Here is a 14088-nt window from a genome sequence, read left to right as displayed (position 1 = left end):
TCCAGGGAGCGGCTCTCCCATGATGAACGCTCCGCTCCCGCTGCACGCGCCGCAGGCACAGGGTGGGTGGCAGTCCGACGACAAGGGAGCACACGATGCAGACACGCACACTGGGCAGCACCGGTCCGGCCGTCTCCGCGCTGGGCCTGGGCGGGATGAGCATGTCGGGCGCCTACGGCGAGGCCGACCGCACGGAGAGCATCGCCACCGTGCACGCCGCCCTGGAGGCCGGCGTCACGCTGATCGACACGGGCGACTTCTACGGCATGGGCCACAACGAGCTCCTGCTCGCCGAGGCGCTGCGCGGCCGGAACCGGGACAGCTACAAGCTGAGCGTCAAGTTCGGCATGCTCAGCGGCCCGCGTCCCGTCGCGGGCGGGTACGACGGCCGTCCCGCGGCGGTGAAGAACTTCGTCGCCTACTCGCTGACCCGGCTGGGCACCGACCACATCGACATCTACCGTCCCGCCCGGCTGGACCCGGCGGTGCCCGTCGAGGAGACCGTGGGGGCCATCAAGGAGCTGATCGACGCGGGATACGTACGGCACCTCGGCCTTTCGGAGGTCGACGCGGCGACCGTCCGCCGGGCGCACGCCGTGCATCCCGTCGCCGACCTGCAGATCGAGTACTCGCTGATCTCCCGCGCGGTCGAGGCGGAGGTCCTGCCGACGCTGCGGGAACTCGGCATCGGCCTGACCGCGTACGGGGTCCTGGGCCGCGGGCTCATCTCGGGGCACTGGTCCGCCGACCGCGGCGGCCGCCCCGGTGACCACCGCGCGGCGAGTCCCCGGTTCTCGAGCGGGAACGTGGAGCACAACCTTGCCCTCGTGGAGGCGCTGCGGAAGGTCGCCGAGGTCAAGGGCTGCACCGTGGCGCAGCTGGTCATCGCATGGGTGGCCGCGCAGGGGGAGGACATCGTGCCCCTGGTCGGCGCCCGCACCCGCGAGCGGCTGGCCGAGGCGCTGCCCGCGCTCGACCTGACGCTGACCGCCGACGATCTGGCAGAGATCGAGAAGGCGGTGCCGCCGGGTGCGGCGCGCGGTGACCGCTACCCGGCCGCCTTCATGGCCGGCCTCGGCGTGGGCAACTGACTCCCGACCGGGTGGGGCCGTCCGGCCGGACGGCCCCACCCGGTCGTCGTCCACGCAACCCCCTACCTCTGTTCGCGGCCGAGGACGCGGCGGGCCGCCTCGGCCTCGGCCGCAGCGGGGGACAGCTCGTCGAGGGAGTCGAGCTCGTCGTCGGTGTCCAGCTCCCGCTCCCAGGCGGCCGCGAGACGTTCCTGTTCCTCACGCGGCCTGGCGCTGACGGCCTCGCGGTGATCCGGGTCCAGCGCCGTCAGGAATCGTCCGACCGGGTCCGTGGCCATGCCGTGCTCCTCGTCGCTCGGAAAGCTGCCTGCTCGACCCAGCATGGCCAGCGGGCCCCGGGACGACGTCCCGACACGGCACACGGCCACCCTGATGGCCCCGCCGCCCGCGGAACAACAGCTTCCGCACCTCGGTGTCCCCAGGGCCACAACCCGTTGTCAGACTCCTGCCCTACAGTTCCGGTCACTTGATCATTGTTCTGCGGGAGGCACGCATGGGGTGGGTGTCGGCCGGCGGCTACGAAGTCGCCCTCGACGACGGCAAGGTGGTGTGCCGCAACGCGGCCGGGCGGCGGCTGAAATCCGTACCGCCCAAAATCGCCGACGATCCGGCGGTGGTGGGGCTGCGTCAGCTCGTCGAGTGGCTGGAGCGGCACGAACGGCAGTGCCTGGCCGACGTGGAGCGGTGGATGGTGCGCTCGCTGCCGGTGCCGTTCGAGGTCCTGGCGCGGGTGTGGCCGGACCCGGCCTGGCAGTCCGCCCTGCGCGACATGGTCGTCACGGGAGCGGACGGCGTCGTCGCCGGGTTCCTGCGCGACGCCGACCCCGAACGCGGCCTCGGCCTGGTCGACCTCGACGGCGACACCGTCCGGGTCACCCCCGAACTGGTCCGTCTGCCGCATCCGGTGCTGCTCGACGACTTGGAGGACCTGCGGGAGTTCGCCGTCGAGCTGGGCATCGAACAGCGCGCCCAGCAGCTCTTCCGCGAAGTGTGGCACCGGCCCGCGAGCCTCGACGCCGAGGCCGCCTCCGTCGACGACTACGCGGGTGGTGTCTTCAAGGAACTGAGGTTCCTGCACGGCCGCGCGACCCAGCTGGGTTACCGCGTACGCGGCGGGCACGCCGTGTGTTCCGTACTGGAGGCCGGCCGCGGAGTCGAGGCCCGGGTGTGGGTGGGCGACTACGACGGCTGGGCCGAGACGGAGACCGGCCCGCTGGTCTTCACCGACCCCGCCGGCCGCACGCTGAAGCTGGGTCAGGTCGGGCCCGTGGCCTGGTCGGAGGGCATGCGCATGGCGGCCGTCCTGTACGCCGGGCGCGACATCGAGGACGAGGAGCGTGCGGCATGACGACGTACGAGTACGACGGGTTCACCTTCGACGAGACCACGTCGGCCGCGCTGCTCGACGCCGGCGCCGTACTGCCACGGGGCGTCACCGACCGGGAGGACGCCGACGTCCTCACCGTCCGCACGTACTCGCACACCGCGCTGGACGAGCGGAAGGTCGTACGGCTGGTGCCCGGCACGCTCGGCGAGGCGGAGGACCTCGCCCTGGACTTCCTCGGGCTGGTCCGCGAGCCCGAGACCCGCGAGGTGGGACAGGTGCGCCGGGAAACCCTCGGCTTCCCCGCGTGGGCGCTGGTCAACGATCCGGCGAACGGGCACCACGCGCTCGCCCTGGTCCGGGACATCGAGCGGCTCGCCCGGCAGGCCAAGTCCCGCCCCGGCACCGCCAAGGAGGGCTTCGAGGCGCTCGGCGAGCGGCTCGGCCGCACCGTGCCGCACTTCCTGCCCACCTTTTACGAACAGGCCGCCCGCGTCTTCCTGCAGCACGAGAACACCACCTACGCGGCGGCCTTCTTCGGCAAGGCCCGCGACGCGGAGCGGGTGCACGCGCTGACCGTGGACGAGGAGCGGCAGCGGGCCGTCTTCCTGGAGTTCGCCTTCGCCGGCGCGCTCACGGTCAAGGCGCTCAAGGAACACGTGAAGGCCCTCGCGGCGCGGCTCACCCCGGCCGAGGCCTGGGCGCAGTTCCGGCAGCTGACCGTGGAGCGCTGCGCTGCCGGCATGCCGCCGTACGCGTCCCTGCCGCAGGACGCGCGCACGCTGATCAAGGCGGCCGGACTGAACCGGGTCGCCGAGGAGTGCGCCCTCGTCGCGGACCTTCTCGCCTCGCCCGCGGCGGTACGCGCCCCCGCGTCCTTCTGGAACACCTACCGGGCCACGCTCGTCGTCCTGGCCGAGCAACAACCCGCCCTGCGCACCCGGCTGCTGGAGATCATGCCGGCCGGGCTGGGCCGCTCCACGGACGACGACGAGTTCTGGCTCACCCTCCTCGCGGAGACCGGCGCCGACCGGCTGCTGACGGGCGAGTCCGAGGACGCCGGCGGCGTCGACGCGGCGGACTGGCTCAGCCGCTGGGCACTGCACCGCAAGCACGGCGGCTCGGTCAGCGGCCGCTCACCGGCCACCCTCGCGCTCGTCGAGCGCATGGCCCCGCGCCTGCGCGCGGACGCCCGCCCCGTGGACCTCGTCACCGGCCGGTGGCACGAGGGCGCCGACCTCGACCTGCTGGACCTGTGCCGGGCGCAGGACGTCCCGCTGCGCATGCCCGCCCCGGACGCCCACCTCGACGTCCACCGGTGGCTGCGGGACACCCGGCCCGGACGCCGCGACCTCGCCGCCGTCGCGGCGGACCCGCGCCTGAGACGCCTGCTGTACAACGCGGTCGGGAACATCAGGAACCATCACTCGGGCCGGGACGCGCTGGAGGAACTGGCCGGACATCCCGTGCTCACCGACATCCTGCGCGAGTGGCTCGAGGACGCCGCAGCCGAACTGACCACCGCGATCGGTCTGCCCGCCGCGCGCGCCGCGCTCGGACGGCTGCGCCCCTTCGGCGAGATCGCCGCGCGGATCAGCCCGAAGGCCGTCGCCCGGGCCGCCGAGCTCGACATCGCCTCGCTGCTGCGCCGCACCCTGGGCGCGGGCATCCTCGACGAGCTGGGCTGGCCCGCCCTCGACGAGGCGCTGCTGCGCCTGGACACCGAGGCCCGGCACGACCGCGAGGACACGCTCGCCGTCGACGAGGCGTGGCCGGCGCTGATCCTCTCCCGCAGGCACAAGGCGATCGTCGTGGGGCCCGAGGGCATCCTGCTGGAGCACGACCTGCGGCTGCCGGTGCAACTGGACCACTGGAACCGTCCGTCGTTCCGCTACACGGACGGCGAACTGCTGGTCATGTGGCGGCACGAGAACAAGCAGTACGGCTACTGGTCGGCCCGCCCGTCCGAAGTGTTCGCGCTGAGCGGGGAGAACCTCCCCCAGTGGTACGGCGGGTACACGGGCGAGCCCTCGATCCCCCTGCCCGGCGGCGGCCGCGCCACCGGCGGCCGCGTCCTGCACGCCGGCGACACCGTCCTGCCGGCCGCCCGCCGCATCCTGGGCGACGGCACCTCGTTCTGGCGCCAGGGCCGGCAGGGCCCCCGGCAGGTGTGGCTCGAGTACGACCCGGTCACCGGCACCCACTCACGCGCCTCGCTGCCGGCCTTCCTGCGCTCCGGGATCAGCGAGGGCGCCACCCTCCAGCAGCAGGACTGCTCGGTGCTGCCCCTCCAGCCCGGACTGGAGCACAGCCCGTTCGGCACCGACGGCACGGTCCTCGGCCGGTGGGTGCGCACCGAGGGCGAGGGGGACGAGGCGCGCACCGTCGCCGGCACACCGGACGGCCGGACCGTCACCCTGCCCGCCGGGGGGATACGGCGCGTTCCCCTCGGAGCGCTGCGGCTGCCCGGGGGCACCGAACTCGTCGCCGCCACCCAGTTCCGCCAGGTCGTCCTGTGCACGCCCGGCGGCGGCGAGCTGGGCGAGGTGACACCGTTGGAGCGGGGCGGCGAGTCCGCCGCCGGCACACGGCTCGTCCCACCGGTGGACTTCTGGCACGCCCTGCGGCCACGCGACGAGGCCGCATCCGCGGTGCTGCGGGCGCTGACCGACGAGCAGGCCGGCGACCTCCTGCGGGCCGGTGCGCAGGCCATGGCCGAATGGCACGAGCAGACCGCCGCCGAAGCCGCCCGAAGGACGACGGACACCGGCCGGCGGACTTCCTCACGTGCCGCGCAAGGGGAGTCCGCCGTCCCGTCCGCCGAGGAGTTCATCCGCGAGGCCGTCTCCCGCACCCTTCCCGCGGTCACCGAGCCGCACCTGCTCGCCGGCGTCGCCGCCCACGTCAACGCCGTGCTGCGCCTGGCGGTGTCCGTCGACAGGTTCGTGACACCTCCCGTGGAACAGCCCGCGACCCCGCGCAAGTCCGTCGAGGGCATGTTCGCCGACTACAGCCCCGAGCACGGCGACGACCTGACCCTGCGTGAGGCGACCGCCGGGATCGCCGAGCAGCAGGGCTGGTGGGGCGGCGGGCAGCGCTGGAGCGCGCTGCGTCAGATCCGCGCCGTCAACCACGTCCTGTCGGGCGAGCCCGCGGACGGCAAACCCCTGCCCGACTCGGCCCGGCTCGCCGGGACCGCCGGCGGGTGGCGCAGTGAGGATCTCACCATCCCCGGCATCGGCGTGCTCTGGCCGGCCTTCCTGGACGTCCTGCGTCCGCTCGCCTACCGCGCCGCCTCACCGGCTCTGGCGGACGCCCACCGCAGCGCGCTGCTGCTGCTCTTCGACGCGGTCACCGAGGGTCCGCTGGCCGCGCCCGGGGCGGCGCTGCGGGAGATCGTGCTGAGCGAACCGCACGACGAACAGCAGCGCGTCGGCCAGGTGCTGCGCCGGGAGGGCCGCACCGTCGTCGTCCTGGGGTGCCAGAGCGTCGACCACCGGGCCAAGCGTGTGAACTGGCTGGCCCTGGACCACGATCCGGCCGGCACGTTCGGCGCCGTCGCCCACTTCACGCTGGAGAGGGAGACCGCACATCCGCCGCTGTTCCCCGCCGACGCGCTGGCGGCCGTCACGGCGCTGATCCGGGACAAGGGCGCCGCGTCCTGGCAGCCGGACGCGCCCGCCGCCCTGGCCGCGGCCACCGGCCACGGCCTGGGACCGCTACAGGCCGCCCTGCTGCTCGCGGGCCGCCCGGCGCAGCTCACCGACGATATGATCGCCGCGACCGGGCTGAAGCCGCGTCAGAAGCAGCTCGGGGACGCGCTGCTGGGCTCGCTCGAGCCCGGCGACCGGGCCGCGCTGATCGGCGCGCTGCTGCCCGACAGCCCCGGTGACCTGTGGACGGCAGGACCGGACACGGCGGCGGCGGGCCGGGTGTGGGCGGAGCGCCTCGGCGGGGTCGTCCGCCTGCCCGAGGACGTCGCCCTGGGGGGAGTGCCCATCGGGTACGTCGACGAGGTGCTCAACCCCGGCCGCACCCCCTGGCTCTGCCGCACCACGGTGCAACGGCCCGACCGGGACGGCAACCTCGTGGCCGACGACCCCCGGGCACTGCCCGGACGCCACGACCTGAAGGGCGCCGTGTCCGCTCTCGCCGGACTCGCCTACTCCCTGCCGTACGGACATCCCCTGCGCGCCGTCCTCCCGGACGGGCTGGCCGCGCTGCGCCGCCGCTTCGCGGACCCGGGGCTGCTGCTCGACCTCGACCTGGAGTGGACGGAGAAGGACGCGTCGACCGCCGTCGAACTGCGCAAGGCGTACGGACTGCCCGCCACCGGCGGGGCGGACGCCGACGGCTCCACCCGCATCGGCGAGGCCCTGGTACTGCGCCCCTGGTACGGCGACCAGGAGACCGTCCTGGTCCGCACGGGCGCACTCACCGGCCCGGACGACCCGGTGTTCGGACTGGTCGAGGGACTGGTCGGACCCGGACGGGGCCAGGGCATGCGCGCGCTGCGGACGATCCTGGAGGATGACCTCGCGCGCGCCCTCGCGGCCGGAACGGATCCCGAAGGACCCACCGGGTATGCCCAGGCCCCGGCCGTCGGCGCACCCGAACTGGTCGCCGAGGTGGCCGGCACCCACGGCCTGGGCGCGGACGCGGCGGCGCTCTACCTGCAGCTGCTGGCCCTCCCCGACCCGACGGACCGCAACTGCGCCCGCTGGACGGGATGGAAGCCCGCCCGCATGAAGAAGGCCCGCGCCGAACTGGCCGCCACCGGCCTGGTCGTCGAGGCGAAGCGGGCCCGCGCCGGGCGCACCCTCTTCCTGCCGTGCGGGTGGCTGGACCTCAAGTCCCCCGCCCTGCCGCTGGAGATCTGGAAGCAGGGCCTCTACCCGGTGCCCGGTCACACCCGCGCGGTGCCGCTGGTGCCGGTGCCCGAACTGTTCCGGCGCGCCTGGGACCGCGTCCGCGCCGGCGACGCGCCCGCCTACGAGGAACTCACCACCCGCGCCACCCGCAAGGGGCGCCGCCGATGACCACCGTCCACCCGCACCCGGAAGAAACCGCGTCCATGACCACCACCCTGTCCCCTGCTCCGGCCCGCCAGATCGTCCCGCCCGAGGACCGCTACGCGACCGAACTGGCCTTCCTCGCCGCCCACGACGACGGACCCCGCCCGCCCGCCTGGCGGCTCACCCCCCGCGCGGTCGTCACCTTCGTCATGGGCAGCGCCGGCAGCGCCCTGAAGCTGCCCGACGACGCCGAGGTGCCCGACGGCGTGCCGCGCCGCCTGGTGATCGAGGACAAGTTCGTCGGCGACCGGGCACTGGTCGAGCGATGCGTGGTCACCCTCGCCGGGGAGCGCGGTCTGCTGCTCGTCGGCGAGCCCGGCACCGCGAAGTCGATGCTGTCCGAACTGCTCTCCGCCGCCGTGTGCGGCACCAGCGGCCTGGTCGTGCAGGGCACCGCCGGCACCACGGAGGACCAGCTCAAGTACGGGTGGAACTACGCGCTGCTCCTGGCGCAGGGCCCCACCCGGAAGGCGCTCGTGCCCTCGCCCGTGCTCACCGCGATGTCCCGCGGCGCGGTCGCCCGCGTCGAGGAGGTCACCCGCTGCCTGCCCGAAGTGCAGGACGCCCTGGTGTCCCTGCTCTCCGAACGGCGGATCGCGGTCCCCGAACTGTCCGGCACCGAGGACGCCCTGGCACACGCGGCGCCCGGCTTCAACCTCATCGCCACCGCCAACCTCCGCGACAAGGGCGTCTCGGAGATGTCCGCCGCCCTCAAGCGCCGCTTCAACTTCGAAACGGTCGGCCCCATCGGCGATCTGGAGGCGGAGACCGCACTGGTGCGCGGCCAGGCGCGGGCCTCCGTGGAGCGGGCCGGTGCGCCGTTCCAGGTCGACGACGCGGTCCTGGAGACCCTGGTCACCGCCTTCCGGGACCTGCGCGAGGGCCGGTCGGCGGAAGGCTGGGAGGTGGAGCGGCCCTCCACGGTGATGAGCACCGCCGAGGCCGTGTCCGTCGCCGGCGCGCTCGCTCTCGCGGCCGCCTACTTCCCGGGCGACCGCGATGTGCTGGGCCTGCTCCCCGGCCATCTGCTCGGCGTGGTCCGCAAGGACGACCCCGCCGACGCCGCCCGGCTGCGCGGCTACTGGGACGGTCCCGTCCGACGCCGCGCCGAGCAGGGCTCCGCCACCTGGCGCACCCTGTGGGACCTGCGCACGGTCCTGGAGGGCTGACGGCCGTGTCCCTCTCCCACAGGGCGGCCTCGGCGAGCGCGGCGCCCGTCCCGCCCGACGAGGCGCTCGCTCTCCTCACCGACCCGTCGGCGCCCTACCTCGTCGGCGTACGGCACCACGCGCCCTCCCTCGCCGCGGCCGTGCCCGCGCTGCTCGACGAGGCGGAACCGGAGGTGCTGCTCGTCGAACTGCCCGCCGAGATGCAGCAGTGGCTGCCCTGGCTCGGGCACGAGGAGACACGGGCCCCGGTGGCGCTCGCCGCCGCTCCCGCGGAGGGGAGCGGCGGAGGACCGGCGTTCTACCCGTTCGCCGACTTCTCACCCGAACTGGCTGCCGTGCGCTGGGCCGCCGCACACGGAGTTCCGGTGGTCGCCTGCGACCTGCCGCTCGCCGACCGTGCCTGGGCCGGGGACCGAGGGGCCGCGGGCACGGGTGCCGGCCGCCCCGGACTTGCCACCGTCGTGCGGTCCCGGCTCACGGGCCGCCCCGGGGACGACCTGTGGGACCGGCTCGTCGAGGCGACCGCCCCCGGCTCCCCGCCCGAGGCCCTGCGCCGGGCCGCCCTGCTCACCGGTTGGGCCCTGCGCGAGGACGCCGCCGCCGCGGGCGGCGTACCGGAGCTGGACCTGCGGCGCGAGCGCTGGATGCGGGCCCGGCTCGCCGAGGCCACCGCACGGGGCGAACGGGCCGCCGTGGTGGTCGGCGCCTTCCACGCTCCGGCGCTGGTGCGTCCCGACGCGGAGGAGGACACCCGGGAGGCGGCCGGACCGGCCGCCGACGCACAACCCGCCTGGACCACCTCCCTGATCCCCTACACCTACGCCCTCCTCGACGAGCGGTCCGGCTACCCCGCGGGCATCCGGGACCCCGAGTGGCAGGACATGGTCCTGCGCGCGGCGGGGGACCCGGCGGCGCTGGATGAGGCGCTGACCCGGGCGGCCGTACGCGTCTGCGCCGAACTGCGCGGGCTCGGCCACCCCTCGGGACCCGCCGACGCACGGGAGATCAGCAGGCTCGCCTCGGACCTCGCCCGGCTGCGCGGCCTGCCCGCGGCCGGCCGCGGCGAACTGGTCGAGGCCGTACAGACGGTGCTCGCGCAGGGCGAGCCCTACGGACGGGGCAGGGCCGTGGCACGGGCGATGGAACGCGTCCTCGTCGGCACACGCAGCGGGCGCCCCGCCCCCGGGGCGCCGCGCAGCGGCCTCGCCCCCGCGGTCGAGGCCGAGGTGGCACGGCTCGGTCTGCCCGGCCCCGAGGCGTCCGGCCCCGCGCGCGACCTGCGGCTGGATCCCCTGCGGTCCGACCTGGACCGGCGCCGCGAGCTGCTCCTGCGCCGGTTGACGGTATGCGGCGTCCCCTACGGAGAGGCCAAGGAGGTCGTCGGCGCGGGCGGCGCCGAGGCCCTCACCACCCGCTGGGAGGTGCGCTGGACACCCGCCACGGCGGCCATGCTGACCGCGGCCGGCATGCGGGGAGTCACCCCCGCGCAGGCCGCCGAAGGCGTCCTGCGCGAACGGCGGCGCATCGAGTCCGACGAGGGCGGACCGACGGCCGCACAGGCCCTCCAAGGACTCGGACAGGCGGCGGAGTGCGGTCTGCCCGGCCTGGCGGACCAACGGCTCGGCGATGTCGCCGACGTCCTGCCCCACGCCGGCACGCTGCCGGAACTCCTCGCCGGCCTGAACCTGCTGGACCGGCTGCAAGCCGGGCACGTTCCAGGACTCGATGCCGGTCCCGGCCGTGAGCACCGGGCGGCCGCCGTCGCGGAACTGCTCACCGCGGCGGCGGTACGCCAGGTGGACGGCCTGACCGGGTCCGAGGACCTGGCCGACGCCCAGGCCCTGCTCGAACTCTCCCACCGAGCCGACCTGCTGGGCGGCATCCGGCTCGCCGACGCCCTGAACCGCCTGTCGGCCGAAGGCTCACCGTTGATGCGGGGCGCCGCCGGAGCCGTGCGCGTCCTGCTCGGACACGAGGACGCGCGCGTCTTCGGCGACCGGGTGGCCTCCTGGGTCGACGGGGCCACCGACCCCGACTCCCGTGCCGCACTCACCGCCCGGCTCAGCGGACTGCTGACCGCCGCGGGCCCGCTGCTGGAGGCGGCGAATCCCGCGCTGGAACCGCTGCTCACCCGGGTGTCCGAGCTGCCCGACCGGGCGTTCCTGGAGCGGCTGCCCGCGCTGCGCGGTGGTTTCGACACGCTGAGCCCCGCCGCACGCGACCGGCTCTTCGCCTCCGTCGAGGAGAGCCTCGGCACTGCCCGCGTCGCCGACACCGACGGCATCGACCCGGCCGCTCTCGCCGTCTGGACCGGCGCGGACTTCGCTGCCCGCGAGCGACTGCGGGCGCTGGGACTCCTGCCCTTGCCCGGAAGCGGCCTCCCGCAGGACGGTACCTTCGAGGCGCCCACCGTGGACGGAACACCGGCTGCCACGGCCACGAACGGCGACCGGGGCGCCGACACCTCCGGCTCGCGGAACTCCTTTCTCGCGCCCGCCGACCGCTGGCGCCTTCTCCTCGGCCGCCGCACCGACACGCTGCCGTCGTCCACCGTCCCGCTCGCGACCGCACTGGACGAGCTCTACGGCAGCGGACGCGGCGAGGGCAGCCGCGGAAGCCTGCCGGGCCCGGGCGGCGGCGGGGGACGCGAGGCGCCGTATCCCGGTGTGCGGGAGTGGTCCGAGGAACTGGCCGCGCTGTTCGGTCCGGGCATCCGGGAGGAGGTGCTGGCGGCAGCCGCCGCGTCGGGCCGCAGCGACGTCCTCGCCGAACTGGACGCGGAGAGCGCTCGTCCCTCGGTCGACCTGCTGCGCACCGTGCTGCGGCACGCGGGCGGGCTGCCCGAGGCCAGGCTGGCCGCACTCCGCCCGCTCGTGCGGCGCCTGGTCGACGCGCTGACCCGGGAACTGGCCACCCGTCTGCGCCCCGCCCTGCACGGCACGGCGCTGCCCCGCCCCAGCAGACGCCCCGGCGGGGGCCTGGACCTGCCCCGCACACTCCGCGCCAACCTGGCGACCGCGCGCCGCGGCCCGGACGGCACCGTCCAGGTGATCCCCGAGCACCCGGTCTTCCGCGCCCGGGGACGCCGGGCCGCCGACTGGCGGCTGATCCTGGTCACGGACGTGTCGGGATCCATGGAGGCGTCCACGGTGTGGGCCGCGCTGACCGCCTCGGTACTGGCGGGGGTGCCGACCCTCTCCACCCACTTCCTGGCCTTCTCCACGGAGGTCATCGACCTGACCGGCCACGTGGACGACCCGCTGTCGCTGCTGCTGGAGGTCAGCGTCGGCGGCGGCACCCACATCGCCGCGGGACTGCGGCACGCGCGCGAGCTCGTCGCCGTGCCGTCGCGCACCCTCGTCGTGGTCGTCAGCGACTTCGAGGAGGGTTATCCGCTCGGCGGTCTGCTCGCGGAAGTCCGTGCGTTGGTGTCGGCCGGCGTCCACGTCCTGGGCTGCGCGAGCCTCGACGACTCCGGTCGGCCCCGCTACTCCACCGGGGTCGCCGGACAGCTCGTCGCCGCGGGCATGCCCGTCGCGGCCCTCAGTCCGCTCGAACTCGCCCGCTGGGTAGGGGAGAAGATCGCATGAGCCCGGACCTGCCTCCGGTCGTCCCGTCCGTCACCGCCGAGCTCGTCGCGGCGCTCTCGCCCCGGCTGCGCAAGCGGCTGGACGCGGGCGTCACCAAGCTCCTGGCCCGGCCCATGGCCCGTGACGGCGACACGGTGCGGATCGCCGTCGACGACGAGACGGATCTCGTCCTGCACGCTCCCTCCGGGGCGGTGACGGACGCGGACGCGATCCACTGCGCATGCCTGCTGGCCCCCGACTGCCTGCACCGCGCGGCCGCGGCCTCGGCCGCCCCGGTCGCCGACGACGCCCCTGCGGCCGATCCCGCCGGGGAGACGGAAACACGTCACGGGACGGAGGACAAGGACACGGAAGCCGATGGTGTCACGCCCGGACAACGCACCGCCGCCCGGGAGGTGTTCGACGCGGCCGCAGCCGTCCTGGAAGCCGGTACGGACGGCGCAGGCGCCGTGCTCCAGGCGGAACTGCTGCACGCCGCGCACACCGCGCGCCTCGCCGGCCTGCCCAGAGCGTCCGCCGCGGCCGTCTCCGTGGTGACCGCGGTCAGGGCGGCACGCACCGCGAACCCCGGCTACCGGCTCACCGACCTCGCCGACGCGCTGGCCGGTGTGCTCGGTGTCGCCCACCGCCTCCCGCACGCCACCGGAGCCGACCTGACCGAGCTGCGCGGAACGGTCCGGCAGCCGTACTGGCCCGACGGCTCCCTGCGCCTGTACGGGGTCTTCGCCGAACCCGTCCTCACGGACACCGGCTACGCGGGCGCCGTCACCTGGACCGCCGACGCCGACGGACGCCTGTACACGGTGTCGGACGTGGCACCGGGCGGACCCGCTCGGGCGACCGGCGCCGCCGACCGGGCCGTACGCATCGGGGACACCGCCCTGACCCACCGTGAACTGTCCCGCGCCGGGCTGGCCGTGTCGGGTGCCACCGTCTCCCCGACGGGCCGCCTCGGCGCGGGCGCCGCGGTCCGGGCGGTCCGCGCGTCGGGTACCGCCTGGCACGCGGAGCCGCTGGACCGGCTGTGGGCCGTGCCCGCCGCCGAGCAGGTGGCCGGGGCCCTGAACGGCGGACAGGACCTGCTGTTCCTCGAGGTGACCCTCGTGGGCACGGTGCGCGAGGCCACGGGCGACTGTCTGCTGGCCGACTGCGGCGGAGTGTCCCTGCTGCTGGCCGCCGCCCACGACGACCCCGCCCTGCCGTACCGCGACAACCTCCGTCTGCTGGCCGCCGCCGGCGGCAGCACGCTGCGGATCGTCGCGCGCCTGGCGCCCGGACCGTATCCCCGCGCCCTGCTGCTCGCCGTGGAACACCCCAACGACCGGGACGCCCGGGTGGCTCTGGGGCTGGACCGTCTCCAGCGGGCCGATCTGCCCGCCGGGGCGGTCGCACCGCCGCCCGCGGCCGCAGCCACAGGGGACGAGGCGCCGCTGCACGTACTGCGCCGTCGTGTCCACCAGGCGGTGTCGGGCGGCCGCCGCGTTCTCTCCTTCAACGGCAGCGCGCCGGGCGATGCGGCCCGGCTGCGCCGCCACGGCCTCGCCACCGCGGCCGACCTCCTCGACGATCTCCACGCCGCGGCGGCGGACCGCTCCCGTGACATCTTCGGCCGTCTGCTCCCGGCCGACACCGGCCGCTTCGCCCGGTCCTGGCTCGCCGCCGCCGTCTACACCGACGCGGTGGAACGGACCCTGTGCGCGCAGGCATGGGGAGCGGCCATGCCCGAGCCGGCCGTGCCCTCCACAACCTGACCGTGGAGGCGCGACTCAACGCCCCCGGCCCACCGGGAGCCGCACGTCGGTGTCGCTTCCCTGCCGTCCCCGGGGGCGGAGGTGAACC

At 75.3% G+C, this 14088-nt stretch carries 7 protein-coding genes; 6 read left to right on the top strand and 1 reads right to left on the bottom strand.

Going from position 1 to position 14088, the window contains the following annotated elements; all coding sequences use genetic code 11:
• Positions 1-95: 95 nt before the first annotated feature.
• Positions 96-1091, top strand: a complete 996-nt coding sequence (locus tag ACZ44S_RS19935; RefSeq protein ID WP_466930796.1) for an aldo/keto reductase — start codon at positions 96-98, stop codon at positions 1089-1091.
• Between the two features lie 62 nt (positions 1092-1153).
• Here the strand turns inward: ACZ44S_RS19935 and ACZ44S_RS19930 are convergent, their stop codons facing one another.
• The gene (locus ACZ44S_RS19930) at positions 1154-1369 is read right to left on the bottom strand and encodes a hypothetical protein (RefSeq protein WP_466930793.1); all 216 of its coding nucleotides are present in this window, start codon (positions 1367-1369) and stop codon (positions 1154-1156) included.
• A 215-nt stretch (positions 1370-1584) separates the two neighbouring features.
• Here ACZ44S_RS19930 and ACZ44S_RS19925 point away from each other — a divergent pair, with 215 nt between their 5' ends.
• The 5 genes from ACZ44S_RS19925 to ACZ44S_RS19905 are packed head-to-tail and all read left to right on the top strand — an operon-like array spanning position 1585 to position 14000.
• Positions 1585-2439 (top strand): DUF4132 domain-containing protein, encoded by an 855-nt coding sequence (locus ACZ44S_RS19925; protein WP_466931151.1) that lies wholly within the window; start codon positions 1585-1587, stop codon positions 2437-2439.
• Positions 2436-7454: a hypothetical protein gene (locus tag ACZ44S_RS19920; protein WP_466930790.1), complete on the top strand. Its 5019-nt coding sequence runs from the start codon at positions 2436-2438 to the stop codon at positions 7452-7454. The genes ACZ44S_RS19925 and ACZ44S_RS19920 overlap by 4 nt, the downstream gene beginning before the upstream one ends.
• Positions 7455-7489: 35 nt before the next feature.
• On the top strand, positions 7490-8659 hold the full coding sequence (locus ACZ44S_RS19915; RefSeq protein ID WP_466930788.1) for an ATP-binding protein: 1170 nt from the start codon (positions 7490-7492) through the stop codon (positions 8657-8659).
• Between the two features lie 5 nt (positions 8660-8664).
• Positions 8665-12249 (top strand): vWA domain-containing protein, encoded by a 3585-nt coding sequence (locus ACZ44S_RS19910; protein WP_466930786.1) that lies wholly within the window; start codon positions 8665-8667, stop codon positions 12247-12249.
• Positions 12246-14000 (top strand): hypothetical protein, encoded by a 1755-nt coding sequence (locus ACZ44S_RS19905; protein WP_466930783.1) that lies wholly within the window; start codon positions 12246-12248, stop codon positions 13998-14000. Before ACZ44S_RS19910 ends, ACZ44S_RS19905 begins: the two co-directional genes overlap by 4 nt.
• Positions 14001-14088 lie beyond the last annotated feature (88 nt).

The sequence above is a fragment of the Streptomyces malachitofuscus genome, from assembly GCF_055571035.1.
The sequence above is the reverse complement of the archived record's forward strand: the minus strand, read 5'-3'. Positions and strand labels throughout refer to the sequence as shown.